The 15776-nt window shown below is 71.1% G+C and carries 18 protein-coding genes; 5 read left to right on the top strand and 13 right to left on the bottom strand.

Annotated elements, in window-relative coordinates:
* Positions 1–100 precede the first annotated feature (100 nt).
* The 4 genes from ID574_RS23860 to ID574_RS23845 all read left to right on the top strand — a co-directional run bounded on the left by ID574_RS23860 (position 101) and on the right by ID574_RS23845 (position 3438).
* Positions 101–1039: an NYN domain-containing protein gene (locus ID574_RS23860; RefSeq protein WP_188191168.1), complete on the top strand. Its 939-nt coding sequence runs from the start codon at positions 101–103 to the stop codon at positions 1037–1039.
* Positions 1040–1123: 84 nt separating this feature from the next.
* Complete coding sequence (locus ID574_RS23855) at positions 1124–2512, top strand: DNA-3-methyladenine glycosylase 2 family protein (RefSeq protein WP_270094304.1); 1389 nt, start codon at positions 1124–1126, stop codon at positions 2510–2512.
* On the top strand, positions 2509–3021 hold the full coding sequence (locus ID574_RS23850) for a methylated-DNA--[protein]-cysteine S-methyltransferase (RefSeq protein WP_188191167.1): 513 nt from the start codon (positions 2509–2511) through the stop codon (positions 3019–3021). The genes ID574_RS23855 and ID574_RS23850 overlap by 4 nt, the downstream gene beginning before the upstream one ends.
* Before the next feature lie 207 nt (positions 3022–3228).
* On the top strand, positions 3229–3438 hold the full coding sequence (locus tag ID574_RS23845; protein WP_188191166.1) for a hypothetical protein: 210 nt from the start codon (positions 3229–3231) through the stop codon (positions 3436–3438).
* Positions 3439–3522: 84 nt separating this feature from the next.
* Here ID574_RS23845 and ID574_RS23840 read toward each other — a convergent pair whose 3' ends face one another.
* The gene (locus tag ID574_RS23840) at positions 3523–4680 is read right to left on the bottom strand and encodes an MFS transporter (RefSeq protein WP_188191165.1); all 1158 of its coding nucleotides are present in this window, start codon (positions 4678–4680) and stop codon (positions 3523–3525) included.
* 90 nt (positions 4681–4770) lie between these two features.
* On the opposite strand from ID574_RS23840, the gene ID574_RS23835 reads away from it, so the two are divergent.
* Positions 4771–5202, top strand: a complete 432-nt coding sequence (locus ID574_RS23835) for a MarR family winged helix-turn-helix transcriptional regulator (RefSeq protein WP_188191164.1) — start codon at positions 4771–4773, stop codon at positions 5200–5202.
* On the opposite strand, the gene ID574_RS23830 is transcribed toward ID574_RS23835, so the two are convergent.
* From ID574_RS23830 to ID574_RS23775, 12 genes are all read right to left on the bottom strand, one after another.
* On the bottom strand, positions 5199–6128 hold the full coding sequence (locus ID574_RS23830; RefSeq protein ID WP_188191163.1) for a hypothetical protein: 930 nt from the start codon (positions 6126–6128) through the stop codon (positions 5199–5201). The genes ID574_RS23835 and ID574_RS23830 overlap by 4 nt on opposite strands.
* The gene (locus tag ID574_RS23825) at positions 6125–6760 is read right to left on the bottom strand and encodes a hypothetical protein (RefSeq protein WP_188191162.1); all 636 of its coding nucleotides are present in this window, start codon (positions 6758–6760) and stop codon (positions 6125–6127) included. The genes ID574_RS23830 and ID574_RS23825 overlap by 4 nt, the downstream gene beginning before the upstream one ends.
* Complete coding sequence (locus ID574_RS23820) at positions 6757–9444, bottom strand: BTAD domain-containing putative transcriptional regulator (protein ID WP_223167001.1); 2688 nt, start codon at positions 9442–9444, stop codon at positions 6757–6759. Before ID574_RS23820 ends, ID574_RS23825 begins: the two co-directional genes overlap by 4 nt.
* A 70-nt stretch (positions 9445–9514) precedes the next feature.
* A complete protein-coding gene (locus ID574_RS23815; RefSeq protein WP_223167000.1) occupies positions 9515–9925 on the bottom strand; it encodes a TadE/TadG family type IV pilus assembly protein in 411 nt (136 codons plus the stop codon).
* Positions 9922–10335, bottom strand: coding sequence for a TadE/TadG family type IV pilus assembly protein (locus ID574_RS23810; RefSeq protein ID WP_188191161.1), 414 nt, complete (start codon positions 10333–10335; stop codon positions 9922–9924). The genes ID574_RS23815 and ID574_RS23810 overlap by 4 nt, the downstream gene beginning before the upstream one ends.
* Positions 10332–10772, bottom strand: coding sequence for a TadE/TadG family type IV pilus assembly protein (locus ID574_RS23805; RefSeq protein WP_223166999.1), 441 nt, complete (start codon positions 10770–10772; stop codon positions 10332–10334). The genes ID574_RS23810 and ID574_RS23805 overlap by 4 nt, the downstream gene beginning before the upstream one ends.
* Positions 10753–10986: a hypothetical protein gene (locus ID574_RS23800; protein ID WP_188191160.1), complete on the bottom strand. Its 234-nt coding sequence runs from the start codon at positions 10984–10986 to the stop codon at positions 10753–10755. Before ID574_RS23800 ends, ID574_RS23805 begins: the two co-directional genes overlap by 20 nt.
* Positions 10983–11906 carry a type II secretion system F family protein gene (locus tag ID574_RS23795; protein WP_188191159.1) on the bottom strand — a complete coding sequence of 308 codons (924 nt, stop codon included), beginning with the start codon at positions 11904–11906 and terminating at the stop codon, positions 10983–10985. Before ID574_RS23795 ends, ID574_RS23800 begins: the two co-directional genes overlap by 4 nt.
* Positions 11899–12747, bottom strand: coding sequence for a type II secretion system F family protein (locus tag ID574_RS23790; RefSeq protein ID WP_188191158.1), 849 nt, complete (start codon positions 12745–12747; stop codon positions 11899–11901). Before ID574_RS23790 ends, ID574_RS23795 begins: the two co-directional genes overlap by 8 nt.
* 3 nt (positions 12748–12750) lie before the next feature.
* Positions 12751–14046 (bottom strand): TadA family conjugal transfer-associated ATPase, encoded by a 1296-nt coding sequence (locus ID574_RS23785; protein WP_188191157.1) that lies wholly within the window; start codon positions 14044–14046, stop codon positions 12751–12753.
* A complete protein-coding gene (locus tag ID574_RS23780; protein WP_188191156.1) occupies positions 14043–14759 on the bottom strand; it encodes a MinD/ParA family ATP-binding protein in 717 nt (238 codons plus the stop codon). The genes ID574_RS23785 and ID574_RS23780 overlap by 4 nt, the downstream gene beginning before the upstream one ends.
* Before the next feature lies 1 nt (position 14760).
* On the bottom strand, positions 14761–15429 hold the full coding sequence (locus tag ID574_RS23775; RefSeq protein WP_188191155.1) for a hypothetical protein: 669 nt from the start codon (positions 15427–15429) through the stop codon (positions 14761–14763).
* Between the last annotated feature and the right edge of the window lie 347 nt (positions 15430–15776).

Here is a 15776-nt window from a genome sequence, read left to right as displayed (position 1 = left end):
CTGGGAAACGGGTGTCAAGCTCGCCGGGAGTTGGGACTATCTAGAGAAAGTAGGCGTATATAGTCGGCCGATCAACTAACACCGCGGCCTGGAGGACGACATGGCCATCCCAGACCTCGTGCCGCATCCTGTGGCAGCCAAGTACGCCGTCCTGGTGGATGTCGGTTATCTGTACGCGGCGGCGGGTGAAGTGCTGCTGGGTGCGAAGGAACGCAAAGAATATCGGGTGGCCGCAGATGAGCTCATCCAGAGTCTGCAGAAACATGCAGAGGAACGTATTTCTGGCGAACTCTTGCGGATCTATTGGTATGACGCAGCCCGTGACCGCGTGCCGACCGTCGACCAGCGTGTCATCGCCCAGCTCCCCTGGGTCAAGGTGCGACTTGGCAACCTGAACGCCCGTGGCCAGCAAAAAGGCGTGGATGCGCAGATCAGGAGCGATCTGGAGGCACTGGCCAGACATCATGCGGTCACCGACACCATCCTGCTGGCAGGCGATGAGGACATGGTCCCGGCCGTCGAGGCGGCGCAGGCGTACGGCGTGCGCATCCACTTGTGGGGCGTAGAGCCGCCGTACGGCACCAACCAGGCCGAGCGCCTGGTGTGGGAGTCCGACACCGTGGAAGTGATCTCTGCTGATTTCCTGAGGCCCTTTTTCAGCCGCGCTCCTCAACCCGTCCCGGTCCAGCCGCCCGCCGCGCCCTCGCCCGCCCAGGTGTTCGCCGGGCGCGCGCCCGTCAAGCCGCACGCCAAGCCCGGGCAGGTCGCCAAGCTCGGCCCGAGCCGGCCGCGCGTGGAGGACGTGGGCGAGCACGTGGCGCAGAAATGGATTCTCACCCGCGGCCGCGACAACATCCGCGACCTGCTGCCGGGCCCGATCCTGCCGACCGTGATCGACACCGAGCTGCTGATCGAGGCCGAAAAGGAGCTCGGCCACTCGCTGCGACCGTTCCCGGAGGCCCGGGTGTGGCTGCGTGACGGGTTCTGGGCGCGCGTCTACAGGGAGTTCGACCTGGGTGTCGGGGTGTCGTCGAAGTAGCTCGGGAGGGGCTGACCTGGCCTGTCACGTTCACGTCTGATTTCCGCCAGTCAGCGCCCCTGAGGAGCGCATACCGTCGGAGGCATGGCACCTCCACTGGAGCTCGACTTCGACTCGTGCTACCGGGCCGTCTCCGCCAGGGACGCCCGGTTCGACGGCCGCTTCTACACGGCGGTGACGACGACGCGCATCTACTGCCGTCCGATCTGCCCGGCCCGTACGCCGTCGTCGCGCAACGTGCGCTTCTACCGTCACGCGGCCTCGGCCGAGGCCGCCGGGTTCCGCCCGTGCAAGCGCTGCCGTCCCGAACTCTCCCCCGGTGACCCCGGCTGGGACGTGCGCGGCGACCTCGTCGGCCGGGCGCTGCGGCTGATCGACGACGGCGCGGCCGACGAGCAGGGTGTCGCGGGGCTGGCCGCCCGGCTGCACATCACCGAGCGGCACCTGCACCGGCTGTTCGTGGCCGAGCTGGGGGTAGGGCCGCTGGCGGTGGCTCGGACGAAGCGGCTGCTGCTGGCCAAGCAGTTGCTGACCGAGACCGGGCTGCCGGTGACGGACGTGGCGTTCGCGGCGGGGTTCGGAAGCGTGCGGCAGTTCAACGCGACGATGCGGGAGACGTACGGCTTCACGCCCAGCGAGCTGCGGGCCACGGCGGGGCCGCCGGTCACCGACGCGACGCTGCGTCTCCGGCTGCACCGGCGGGAGCCGTACGACGTGGAGGGGGTCTTCGCGTTCCTGGCCTCCCGGGCGATCCCTGGGCTGGAAGTGGCGGATCGTACGTCGTACTCGCGGGCCGTGCCGGGCGGGACGATCACACTCACGCCGCGGCGCGACCACATCGCCCTCGACGTGGCGGTGGCGGACACGCGGCAACTCGCCCGCGTCGTGGCGCGCTGCCGCCGCCTGCTCGACCTGGACGCCGACCCCGAGGCCATCAGCGAGGCCCTCGGCCCGACCTCCCTGGGCCCGCTGGTCGCGGCCCGGCCGGGGCTGCGGGTGCCGGGGACGTTCGACGGGTTCGAGCTGGCCGTGCGGGCGGTCGTGGGCCAGCAGGTCTCGGTGGCGGGCGCCCGCACCCTGCTGGGCCGCATCGTCGCCAGAGCCGCCGCGCCGGACGGCCTCTTCCCCACCCCCGCCCAGCTGCTCGAGACCGACCTGACCGGCCTGGGCCTGACCAACCGCCGCATCGACACGCTCAAGGACCTGGCGGCACGCCTGGCCGAGGGCCGCATCGACCTGGACGGCGGCCAGGATCCCGCGGAGGCGGTGGCGGAGCTGCTGGAAGTCCGCGGCATCGGCCCGTGGACGGCCGGCTACATCGCGTTGCGGGCGCTCCGCGACCCCGACGCCTGGCCCGCGGACGACCTGGTGCTCAAGAAGCGCATGGCCGCCCTGGGCATCACCGACGACCACATCGAGCGGTGGCGGCCCTGGCGGGCCTACGCCGCGCTGCATCTCTGGAGCTCATCATGATCGCTGCTCAGCTCGTCCCCACCCCCATCGGTCCTCTGGCCCTGCTCTCCCGCGAGGGCGTGCTGGTCGCGGCCGGTTTCACCGCCGACCCCACGGAGATGTTCGTACGGCTCACGCCCGCGCTGCAGGCGGAGGGCCTGGAGGTGGTGGACGACCTCGGCCCGGCGGCGGAGGCCGCCCGTGCGTATATGGCGGGCGACTTGGACGCCCTGGACGCCATCCCGGTCTCCCAGCCGGGCTCCCCGACCCGCAAGCGGCTGCACGCGGCGTTGCGCGAGGTCAAGGCCGGGACGACCGTGTCGTACGCGGAGCTGGCCGAGCGGGCCGGGCTCCCGAAGACGGCGGCCCGGGCCGCCGGGTCGGCCTGCGCCCAGAACCTGATCGCGCCGTTCGTGCCGTGCCATCGGGTGCTACCCAGCGGTGGGGGGTATGGCGGGTACTACTACGGCGTACCGGTCAAACAGTGGCTGCTTGCCCACGAATCCGGACGAATTGACAACTCAAAGTAATGATATAACTGAGTTCGGTAATGCGTTCGGCATGCCGGCGCAGAAACATGAGTTCTTTGCTGGAACTCGTCCGGGGACGCCCGTCTCTCGTGGCCGATCTGCTGGGCCGAGACCGGCGTCCCCGTATCCCCCTTCCAAGAAGCCAGGCTGGACAGCGGCGACTTCACGGATTGCAGGCCGACGGAGTATCGGGCCGATGCAGTGGTCGTGCTGGAGGACGACGAGCACGTGCCGGTGTCGGCGGTCGTGCTGGAGGTACAGCGGCAGTACGACGAGGACAAGCGCTGGAGCTGGCCTGTCTACCTGGCCACCCTCCGGGCACGCCACAAGTGTCCGGTGCTGCTGCTCGGGACATCCTCGAGGTCCTGGGTCCGCAAGGCCGCCACCGCCACCAGCGTCGACGAGCTGTTCGACTGACATCACCGCAGATTCGGGGCGTTCGGGCAGCAATGAGCACACATGAGGGCAACAGTGGCAGCCAAGTGCCAGCCCCATCTGTGCTCACACCGCAGGCGCGAAGCGGCGCGCCTGGACGCCCGCCGCCCCCGCGACCGCCAGTCCGACCGTTCCCAACACGGCAGCAGTCCAGGCCGGCGCCGTGTAGCCGAGGCCCGCGTCGATCGTGAGACCGGCCGCGAACGAACCAATGGCGTTGCCCAGGTTGAAGGCGCCGATGTTGGCGGCCGAGGCCAGGGTCGGAGCGCCGGCTGCGGCGTCCAGGACGCGAGTCTGCAGGGGCGGGACCGTGGCGAAGGCCGCCACGCCGAACAACGTGATCGCGACGACGAAGGCGATCTGGTCACCCGACAGCAGGGCGACCGCCACGGCCAGCAGGGTGAGCAGGCCCACCGATCCGTAGATGCTCGGCATGACGGCGCGGTCGGCGAGCTTGCCGCCGATGAGGTTGCCCGCGACCAGCCCGACCCCGAACAACGCCATCACCACAGGCACCGCCCCCGGCGAGAAGCCGCCCACGCCGGTCATGATGGGCGCGATGAACGTGATGACCGCGAAGACGGGCGCGAAGCCGAAGACGGTCATCGCCAGGGCCAGCCAGACCTCGGGCTTGCGGAAGGTTCCCAGCTCCCGCAGCAGGCCGCCGCCCGCGGGACTCGGCTGCCGGGGGACGAGGGCGAGCACGCCCGCGAGACCCACCAGGCCGATGGCCACCACCACCCAGAAGGTGGCCCGCCAGCCGAACGACTGCCCGATCCACGTCCCCAATGGCACTCCGAGGACGTTGGCCAGCGTCAGGCCGGTGAACATCAGGGCGATCGCGCTGGCCCGCCGCTGCGGCGCCACCAGGTCGGCGGCCACGACCGAGCCGACGCCGAAGTACGCGCCGTGCGCGAACGCCGCCAGGATGCGGCCGGCCATCAGCACCCCGTACGAGGGCGCCAGCGCCGACAACAAATTGCCGGCGATGAACAGGATCATCAACGCCAGCAGCATGGTCTTGCGCGACAACCGGCCGCCGAGCATGGTCAGCGGCGGCCCGCCGACGGTCACGCCGAGCGCGTACCCGGACACCAGCAGGCCGGCGGCCGGGATGGTGACGGCGAAGTCGGCCGCCAGGTCGGGCAGCAGGCCGTTGATGATGAACTCCGTGGTCCCGATGCCGAAGGCGCTGATCGCGAGGGCGAACAGGGCGAGAGGCATAGAATTCTCCTCAGGCGACGTTAGTAAGCGTAGGCATTATTTGCACACGCCGACTAACTGACCATACAAGGATGTCGAGGAGGCTGCCACATGCCCATAGCCGATGACGCCGTCGAGGCGCGCGCCCAGGGCTGGCGCACCCTCGCCGCGCTGCACGCGAAAATCGAGGACAGGCTGGAGAAGGCGCTCCAGAAGGAGCACGGCCTGAGTGTGAGCGAATACACAGTGCTCGACGTGCTGGGCCGGCAGGACGGGTGGCATATGCGCATGCAGCAACTGGCCCGCGCCGTCGTCCTCAGCCAGAGCGCCACGACGCGTCTGGTCACCCGGCTGGAGAACCGCGGGCTGCTGCGCCGCTATTTGTGTGAGGACGACCGGCGCGGCATCTACTCGGAGGTCACGCCGGCCGGGCGCGAGCTGCTCGCGCAGGCGGGCCCCACGCACGACGCCGTGCTGAAGGAGGTGCTGGCCGAGGCGGCGGAGCAGCCGGAGCTGGCCCCGCTCGCCGCGGTGCTCAGCTAGGGCTTGACGTTGCTCTGGATCTCGCCCACCGGCACGTCACGCGTGACGTCGAGCTCCACGGGGGCGAACTGGAACGGCACCACGTTGTCCTGCACCTCGACCGACCACACCGTGCTCACCGTGAGCGTGTACTTCTCGCGCGGCTGGTCGATCGACGAGCGCAGGTAACGCACGCCACAGGAGAACGTGCCGCCCTTGGTGTACGGCTTGCCGGCCGTGCCGCAGCCGCTCTCGTTGACCTCGGCCCGGTCCTGAGTCGTACCGGGGTCGATCTTGACGTTCTGGAGGTTGGCGACCAGGGTCACGCTCATGACGCCGGGAATCTCCGCCGTGACCGTGCGGCGAGGCTGGCCGACGCCCTCCAGCCAGACCCAGGTGGGCAGGTTGACGAAGCTCTTGGCGTCGGGGTTCAGCTTGACGGTGTGCTCGGGCACGGTCAGCGCGGCCCTGGCGATCTGCGCCAGCTGCTCGATCGTGATCCCGGACGGCGGCGTCTGGCCGGGCGGCACGAACACGCCGGTCGGGTCGAGCTCGGTCATGCAGGCCACGTGGTTCGGATCAGCCTCGTTGTACGCGGGCGTCCACCACCGCCCCGGCTTTGTCAGCACGTCCTCGAACGGCTTGAGGTACTCCTGGTGGTAAAAGTCGTCGATCCGCGCTCGGTTGGCCGCGTCGCGGCCCTTACTCTGCCGGTCGTACATCTCCTGGGCGGACGGGCCCGGCTCGTACCAGCACGGACGCGGGATGCGATAGCCGTCGCCCTTCCCACCTTTGGCGCCGTCGCCACGGAAGGTGATGACGTCACCGATATATGCAAACGCCGTCTTTCCATCCTGTCCGACCTCGGCGGTGGTCTCGCCGGCGCCTTCTCCGGGCCTGTCGAGAAGCAGCGGTGCCATGAGCAACGCCGCGATCAAGACTTTCATCGGGTGCACCTCTCTCTGCCGGTGGCGTACATCCTCATGCGCCACACCCCGTCGTCGCCGCGGCGGACGCCCACGCTCTGGGGGTATGGGGTGCGCAGCCAGTCGGGTTGAGGGCTGATGACCTTCCCGGTGCGGGAGGAGACCACCCGGATCCCCGATTCGTCTACGCACGCGGTGACCTCGGCGCCCCTGCCCATCCGGGCAGCGACCCGCAGGTTGTAGATCCGCCCGACTCCGCGCATCGACCACCCTTCGTCGACGAACGACTTCACCCATTCGCTCGCCTGAACCGCCGCGTCGAACTCGAGGCCGTCCTTGTAGATCGTTTTCCCCTCGACGACGGCCTTCCGGGTGCCGACGTACTGGTCGACCATGGGCTTCAGGGCCGGGTGGGGGTCGGCCGGCCACTCCACTCGTATGCGCAGGCCATGGCCGACGTCGATGGTCTGGGTGCCCGACGGCAGCTTCTCGTCCGCGGGCCGCTCGGCCTGTGCCGGGCTGCTCTGTTCGGGCGTGGCCGTTTCCTTCGGCGCGGCGGACTCGGCCGCCGCCTCCCCTGGCGCGTACGGACGTGCGGCCTGGCCGCATCCTGCCACTAAGAGCAGGGTCAGCGCTATCGCGATTCGTCTCATGCCGATGACTCCCTCACCACATGGATGCGCCATGTGGGCAGCAGTTCTTCGATCAAGGCCTCGGTTTCCGGGGCCATCCCGCCGCCGTACGGGTGGGAGACCGCCCTTCTGGTCAGGCCCTCGACGACGGCGCGCAGGCGGGCGACGTCCTCGGTGGCGTGCGTGGCGCGCAGCAGGTCGCGCCAGAGGCCCTCGTCGTCGGCCGCCAGCAGGAGCGCCGCGCGTACGGCGGCCACCGCGGCGTCCGGCTGCCCCTGGGCCAGGCGGATCTCGCAGAGCTGGTGCGCCGCGTCGGCGATCTCGGCGGCCACGTCGTACTCCAGGTCTTCCGCCGCCAGCCACGCGTACCTGCCGGGCGGCCGGCCGGCCAGCAGCGGGCCCCGGACCAGGCCGAGCGCCTTCTCCAGCAGGACGGCCCTGGCCGTCGGGTCGCCGTGGGAGCGGCGGACGAGCTCGCGGAACAGCGCCCAGTCCGTACGCACCTCGGGACCCAGCCGGAGCCGGCCGGCCTCGTCGGTGAGCAGGTGCCGGGGCCCCAGCCATTCGGCGACCCTGGCGATCGTGGCGTCCCTGACCATGTCCTGGACGCCCCGTGGCCACAGCACGCCGCCCAGCACCACGGGATGCACGCCGCCCGGATGCGTGGCCAGGTAGATCAGCAGCTCCGTGGCCAGGGCCATCCGGCCCTCCTCCAGCGGGCCGAGGCCGAGGACCTCGATGGGGCCGAGCATGCGGATCTCGACGGCGGGCGGGTGGAGGCCGGACAGCGGCTCGGGGTCGGGGATGGGCTCGCCGTCCATCCGCCCGGCCGTGCGGAACAGGTCGACGAGCGCCCGGTAGTGGCGGCGGGGCAGGAGCTGGGCGTCCACCTCGAAGCCCAGCTCGGCGATCTTGGCCTTGCCGTCGTCGGTGATCTCCAGCGTCCAGGTGGCGTGGGGGACGTCGCCGGCCACGACGTACCCGGCGGTGTCCCTGCGGGCCAGCAGTGCCAGGCGGCGCGCCTCCTCGTGCGTGGGCGCCACCGACGACAGCAGGTAATGGGCGACGGGTGGGCTGCCGGTGATGCGGCCGGTCAGCACTTCCCTGCGCGGGGCCGCGGCGGCCTCCAGCTCGGGCAGCACCTCGGCCAGGCCGCCGACGGCCCTGATGCGGTCGGGCGCGATCGCGGTCAGCTCCTCGCCGAAGCCGACGAGCGTGATGCGCATGCGGTCGGACCAGCGGTTGGTGGCCAGCTCGACGGCGATGGCGGCCAGCGCCGCCGTGGTCTGCGCCCCGCGTACGTTGATCAGGCCCTGCGCGGCCTCGAGGTCGACCAGCACGCGGCCGTGCGCGTTCGTGCCGATCGAGACCAGCCCGGGGTACGGCGCCCCGCCGGGCTGGTCCTGCAACAGCCGGCCCTCGTGGGCGGGCAGCCGCCACACCTGACCGCCGTCCTCGGCCGTCCAGGGCGGGGGCGGGTCGGCGTCCGGCGGGTGGACCCACAGGTCGAGCGTGCGCGCCGACAGGTGGGCCGCGTACACGGTGGGCGGCGTGCGGTTCTGGGCCGCAAGCTCGGCGCCGAGCAGCCGCAGGCCGATGTCCAGGATGCGGGCGCCCGGCGCGTCGCCGCCCAGCCTGAGCGCGACCTCCGCCTCGGCGGCGTCGCCGCGGGGGCGGGCGATCCTGCGGCCGAACATCCGGCTCCAGAGCTGCTCGCGGCGCCGCCTGGCCAGCACGAGCAGCAGCCCGGCGGCCGCCAGCGAGGCCCCGGCCAGGTATTCGACCAGGTCGTCGTCCTGGGCCTGCCGAATGGCGGTCGGCTCCTCCTGCCTGGGGTCCTGCCGGTCCGGCAGGCGCTGCTTGACCTCGCCCTTGGCCTCGCTCTCGACCTCGCCGTGGATCCGACCGTCGGGGAGCTGCGCGCGGCCCGGGTGCTCGCGCAGCGTCTGCTCGCGCGGCTGGTCGGCGGGGACGATGTGGACGTTCCTGGCGTCGTCCGGCATGTCGAGCACCCAGCCGGGCCTGATCAGGTCGGCCATCTTCAGGCGGGAGCCGTCCGGCTGCTCCTTCGCCTGGTTAAGTCGGTAAATTTCGGCATATCGGCGGCCGTCGCCCAGGCACTTCTCCGCGATCTCCCACAGGCTCTCGTGGTGCCGCCCGTGCGGCGGCTGGACCACGTACACCTTCTTGGTCTTGTTCGTCTCCAGCGTCTTCTCCACGATCGGCGCGGAATACGCCACCGCGGTCACCGGCGGCGCAGCCGGGGCGGGCGACAGTTTCGCGATCGGCACGATCATGGCCCCGGTCGTGAACAGCAGCAGCACGGCCCCGACGAGCTTGTTGGCGAGAGCCTGCGTGCCGCCGGAGAGAGGCACGCGGGCGGGCATCCCGACCCGGCGGACCCCCGCGTACACCTCGACGAGCACGCACACGAACAGCTGGAACCAGGCGAGCCACACCAGCAGCACGAGCACGGCCACGATCGTGCTCGGCCCGACGCGGCCGGTGAACGTTTCGAGGTCCAGCAGCTCCGGCCGGATCGGCGGCCCGACGAACGTGAGCAGCGCGTACGGCACCCCGCCCACCAGCGCGATGAGCACGACCAGCGCGGCGAGCCCGGCGAACACGTCGCCGGCGCTGCGTCTGGCCGGAATGCGCCTGGACGTGTGCCGCCCCTGTGGACGCGCGGGCTCTCGCGTCGGCATCGCCTCTCCTTTCTCCCACCCAGCGTCCTGCCTCGTGCGTTCCGCAATCCATCGAGTGAAGGGATTCGGTCTATCTCGCTTCGGGCGCGGCACTGGCCTCGCCGGTCATCTCCGAGCCGGGGAATCCGATCGCGCCGAGGAAGAACGCCTCCCACCGCACCGACACGGTGACCGTCACCTGCGCCCCGCCCTGCTCCACGGTGCACTCGCCGCTGGTCACGCCGTCGCCGCCCTGCGCCGCGACGATCTCGTCGGCTCTGCCGCACACCTGGTCGTCGCCGAGCAGCCGGGCCTCGCCGGTGGCGCGGAGGTGGTCGACGTCGATCTGGTCGGCGCCGGCCCGCGCGGCCTGCTCGGCCACGTCCGCGGCCCGCAGCCGCGCGTTGATCGCCGACCCGCCGTCCACCAGCAGCCCGGCCAGCAGGAACGCGACCACGGAGAACAGCACGGTGAACACCGACATGGACCCCCGCTCGCTCACTCCTCCACCCTCCTGAACTGCTCCAGGGGCACCACGGCCGTGCCGGTGAGCTGTTTGGTGGCGCCGAACCCGAGGAAGCCGAGGTCCAGCTCGCAGGTGACCTCGGCCTGGATCTGGCCGCCCTGCTCGTACGCGGAGCCGTCCAGGGAGACGGTCGGGGACCCGCAGGGGCCGGTGAGCGTGCTCTCGGCGATCGCCTCGGCGGCGGCCTCGGCCTCGTCGAACGTCCGCTGCACCGACGCCGCCCTGGCGGCGTCCCTGGCCGCCCCGCTGACCCGCCCCTGCGACTCCACCAGCACCCCCGCACCGGCGAGGAACATGAGGAACAGCAGGAAGAGCGGGGCCAGCATGACCGTCTCCACGGCCATGGACCCGCGCTCGGGATCCCCCTCAGTGATCGGCAGGGTCATTCGCAGTCCTCGCCGCCGTTGTCGGGACGGAAGCACTCGACCGGTCCGCCCGCGGTCGCAGTGATCGTGAACGCGAGCTCCGGCAGCAGCGGGACGACCTGCACGGCGCTGCCGGTCACCGTGACGAAGCGCTCGTCGGGCTCCCTTTCGGACGTCGTGGCGGTGGCGTTGCCGAGCAGCCGGGGGCCGATCGCGCGCACGATGTCGGTGGCCTTGGCCGTCGCCGCGCCCGGCCAGTCGCCGGAGTCGATCGGCGCCGACCTCGCCACGCGGGCGCCTTCCCTGGCCGCCGCCTCGGCGACCTGCCGGGCGTGGAACCAGAGCGCCACCTGCACGATGAGCAGCGACACCGCGAGGATGACCGGCATGAGCATGGCCAGCTCGATCGCGGTCACGCCGCGCTCGCCGTCGCGGGGCCTACGGCTGAGGGTCGTCACCACCGCCACCACCGCCGAAGTTCTGCTCGATCTCGCCCTGCTGCTGCTCGACCAAGGTTCTGATCAAGGTGGCCAGGCCGAGGGCGACGCCGGCGATGATGGCGGTGATGATCACCCATTCGACGGCGGAGGCGCCGCGCGTGGGCGCCGTACGGGCCCGGTGGATGCGCGAGCCGAGGTATGCGGTGAGGTAAACGATCCAGGGATGGTTCATGAGACCCCCAACATCTTCATAGCGGCGGGAAAACTGAGAAAGATCACGAATCCGGCGCAGAGGAGGAGCTGGGCCACGAGCATCGACTGCGAGCGCTCGCCCGCCCGGCCCTCGATCTCCGCCAGCTCGCGGCGGCGCAGTGTGGCGGCCCTGGCCGTCAGGGAGGCGCGTACTTTCGCGCCGTCGTCGGCCACCAGGCCGAGCGCCGCGGACAGGTCGCGCAGCTCGTCGACGTTGATCTCCTCGCCGAGCTGGCCGAGCGCCTGCCATGGGGTGATGCCGACGATCCTGGCGCCGCTCAGCGCGTCGCGGATGCGGCCCATCGCCCAGTTGGGGCGCTCGCCGCTGACCGAGACGGCCATCGTGAGCGCCTCGGGCACGCCGCGGCCGCCGGCCAGGTTCATGGAGACGAGGTCGAGGAACGCGCCCACGGCGTGGCGGAAGTCGCGTCTCCTTGCCGCCGCCTCCTTCTTCACCTGCAGGTCGGGGAGGAAGAAGAACACGACGGCGACGATCAAGGAGGCCCAGAACGGGATGGCGGGCGAGGTGCCCCATTCCATGAGCACCAGCCAGCCGAGCAGCAGTGGGAACGCCAGCAGGCCGCTGGCGGCCAGCAGCGCCTTCGTGGCCAGGAACGCCTCGAACGAGCGCCCGACCAGCGCCAGGTCCGCCTTGATCGACCTGACCTCCCAGCCGCGGGCGCCGTACAGGCGGGCCAGCCGCAGGCCGAGGCCGCGGCGGAACGCACTGACCTCCTCGTCGGGCAGCACGAGCTGGATGCGGGGAGCGTCCGTGTCCTCGCGGACGGCGTCGAGCGCGAGCAGCCGCGCCACCAGCCCGGGACGGGCCGGGAAGAGCGCGCGGAGCAGCACGAACAGTCCGAGTCCGAGTACGGCTCCCGCGAGCGCGCCCTCAACCATCGCCGCCACCTCCCATCAGCAGCCGCGTCGGCTTGTCGAACCTGGCCAGCCGCCTCATCCACGCGAACCCGGCCCCGAACAGCCCGGCCACGACCACGAGGACGGCCTGGCCGAGCAGGCCCTCGTACTCGGCGACGTAGGTGGGGTTGAACACCACGAGGATCCCGGCGAAGACCAGCGCGGTGATCACCACGATCTGGACGCTGCGCCTGGTCGCGCGGCGCTCGGCCTCGACGCGACGGCGCATGTCGAGCTCCTCGCGGGCCGACACGGCCAGCGCGCCCAGCACGTCGCGCAGGCCGGGGCCGCGCAGCTTGGAGTTGAGGATGAGCGCGGCCACGACCAGGTCGGCCGAGGGGTCGTCGAGCTCGTCGGCGAACAGCGCGAGCGCCTCGGGCAGCGCCATCCTCGTGTGCAGCCGGTCGATCATGGCGCGCAGGTGGGGCCGGAGCGTGGGGGCGGCGGCCCTGATGGACGACGGGATGGCCTGTTCGAGCCCGGCGGCGCCGGCGATCGTGTCGCGGAGCGACTCGGTCCAGGCGGCGAGCCCTTCGAGGCGGCGCATCGCGGCGCGCTCCTCGGACGCGCCGCCCGCCAGGCCGCGCCAGGCGAACACGAGCAGCACCGTGCCCACTGCGACGACCGGCCAGCCGGTGATCAGCAGGACCAGGGTGGCGGCCACCGCGGCGATCGCCGTGCGGGTGGTCAGCATCTTGACCAGGTGGCGCTTGGGCTGGGACGGGCGGGGGCGCAGGCCGTACAGGGCGATGAAGAACAGGAACAGCCCGCCGCCGGCCACGGCGCCGGCCAGCAGCGCGAAGGGGTCGAAGGTGATCGCCATCCGTCACCATCTCCCCGGCGTGTAGCCGTGTGCCATGAGCTCGTCCAGGCAGGAGACCGGCGCGTGGGGCACGGCGCCGCCGTCCGGCCCCGGGACGAACACCTCGCTCGACAGGACGCGGCCGTCGCAGCCGTTGACCTCGCGGACGCTGGAGACGTAGCGGCGCAGGGTGCCGCCGCGGTGGTAGTCGTTGCGTTTCTCGACGAAGACCACGAAGTCGATGGCGCCCGCGATGAGCATGTGGGTGGCGTCGATGGGGAGGCGCTCGCTGGCCTGCAGGGCGTACGTGGCGATGCGGTTGAAGACCTCCATGCTGGAGTTGGCGTGGATGGTCGACAGGGAGCCGTCGTTGCCCTGGGTCATCGCGTTGAGCATGGTGACGATCTCGTCGCCGAGGACCTCGCCGACGATGACGCGGCTGGGGTTCATCCGGAGGGAGCGCCTGACGAGCTCGGCCATGGAGATCTCGCCCTGGCCCTCGGAGTTGGGCAGGCGCTGCTCGAAGGCGACGACGTTGGGGTGGAGCTCGGGGAACTGGTCGAGGCCCAGCTCCAGGGCGCGCTCGACGGTGATGAGGCGCTCGCTGGGCGGGATCTCGTTGGCCAGGGCCCGCAGCAGGGTGGTCTTGCCGGCGTTGGTGGAGCCGGCGATCATGATGTTCTTGCGGGCGGCGACGGCCGCACTCAGGAACCTCCCAATGTCCGGACTTATCGTGCCATTGCCCACCAGATCGGACAGGAAGACCTTGCCCAGGCGGGCGCGGCGGATCGAGACCGCCGGCCGCACCGTGACGTCCATGACGGCGCTCAGCCGGGAGCCGTCGGGGAGGCGCAGGTCGAGCTGCGGGTTCGCGGTGTCGAACGGCCTGCTCGACAGGCCGGAGTACGCCGCCAGGATCTGGATGAGCTCGATCAGCTCCTCGTCGGACTCGGCGACCGGGTCGTGCATGACCTCCTGGCCGTCGGCGTAGCTGACGAAGACCCTGTCGCAGCCGTTGATGTCGATGTTCTCGACCTGGGGGTCGTCGAGCAGCGGCTGCAGGCGGCCGACGCCGAACAGCGCGGCGTGGATGCCGGCCGCGAGCGCCTCCTCCTCCTCCACCGTGGGCGGAGTGCGGCCGAGGCCGATCTCGCTGCGGGCGTGCTCCTCCAGCACCTGGGAGATCAGCGCCCTGGCGAACTGGCGCTCGTCCTCCCCGGTCATCGCGGGCAGGCCGTTGGCCTGGTCGAGCCTGCGCTGGTGGGCCAGGCGGTCGCCGACCTCCTGGCGGAACCGTTTGACCAGCGAGTGATCGATCATCGGTGGCTCACCAGCCTCGCCGCGAGGTCGCGGGACGTACGGATGAGGAGCGAGCGGTCGAGGCGGCCGCCCCACTGGCCGCGCAGGAGCTCGGCGCCTTTGGGGTCGTAGGCGAGGCCGTGGACGAACTGGACGCTCGGGCCGACGATCCTGCGGACGTCCTCGATCTGGGCCCGGTAGGCGCGCGGGTCGGCGATCACCACGACGCCGTGCGCCTTCGTGACCTGGAGGCGCTCGCGCAGGTGGGCCACGTGGTCGAGGGTCGCCCTGGTCAGCAGCACGACCTGCTCGGCCTCGGCCAGCAGGTCGCCGAGCTGCGGGTGCGCGCCGAGGCGGCCGCAGTCGGCGATCACGTCGGCGTTCGGGATCGCGGCCAGCGCCCTGCCGAGCGGCCCCCACAGCCAGGTGAGCCCGGCGGCCTGCTCGCCGTGGGTGAGCCCGGCCAGCACGTCGAGGCCGCCGACGATCTTCTGCGTGTGCTGGTGTATCTGGGCGGGCTCCAGCCCGCGCCGGGCGGTGGCGCCCAGTGTGAGCAGGCCCCTGCCCGGGTTGAGCACGCCGCCGTCGGCGGCGGGCAGCCGGTAGGCGAGGTCGCCGCCCGCCGGGTCGCACTCGGCCAGCAGCACCGGCCGCGGCCACACCGCGGCCAGGGCGGTCGCGGCCGTGGTGACGCCCGGCGCGCCTTTGTCGGCGGCCAGCACGATCAGTCCCACGTCAGCGCGCTCCCGGCAGCTCGGCCACCGCGATCTCGCCGGTGGAGGCGAACGCCACGATTTCCGGCGCCGCAGATGAATCCACGACCACCGTGATCTGGCCGGAATTTCCGGAACGGGATCTGTCGCCGGCGGCGAAGACGAGTGCGCTCTGGGCGAGCACGCGCGATTGTCCCTGGCTCGACCGGCTCGGTACGAAAATCACCTGGACGCGGTCGCCCTGTTGAATGCCGGCGGGCATTTGGCCGGGCTTGAGCGCCAATCCGACCGTGGCCTTGCCCTCGCCGAGCTCGCTGCTGGCCTTGACGCCCATCTGGTTCGTCAGCAGCGTGCCGGGCAGGATGGTCACGGCCGCGAAGCTGTTGACGACCTGCTGGCGCTGCGACCAGCTGACGAAGTCGATGCCGGTATCGGCGATCTTCACCTCTTCGAGCGCGTCCGCCGGGAACTTCTGACCTGCGCCGATCTGCTGGGTGACCCTGATGGCGGAGACGCGGTCGCCGCTGTTCAGCACGAGCAGGGTGGTGGCCAGCGCGCCGCCGAGGATGAGCAGGACGGCGAGCGCGGCCAGGGCCGGCTTGCGTTCGCGGGGTGGCACCGGGAGCTTGCGCGAGGCCGGGCCGGACAACCCCGCCGCCGTGTTGACGGCAGGCTTTTCACTGGTCCTCATGGGTGGGGGGCTCCCAATGTGAATTGCGGAATCCACGCCATTATGTGGGTCGCATTGGAACGGCGGGGGCGGAATGCGAGGACCCATGCTCGTTTCGCAGGTGACGGTATGTCAATGGGAAATAATCGATGCCTATTGTTTCTATCGAGTTGACGAGTGGGGATTTTTCCGGCTAGCCGCCACTTCAGCCACAATCGCCACTTGAATCACGTACATTTGCCGCTCTATGCGTATGAGCAGGTGCTGACCCGGTCGCGTCGCGATCCGCGTTGTCCACAGAACGCCGTTCTCATGCCATTGCCGTCAACCGACCGGCCTAGCCTCGCTCCGGGCGCTACCTTGGCGCC

Origin of the sequence: Nonomuraea sp. SYSU D8015 (genome assembly GCF_008065375.1) — a bacterium.
Lineage (GTDB): Bacteria > Actinomycetota > Actinomycetes > Streptosporangiales > Streptosporangiaceae > Nonomuraea.
Note: the sequence above shows the minus strand (reverse complement) of the source record. Positions and strands in the feature narration are given on the sequence as shown.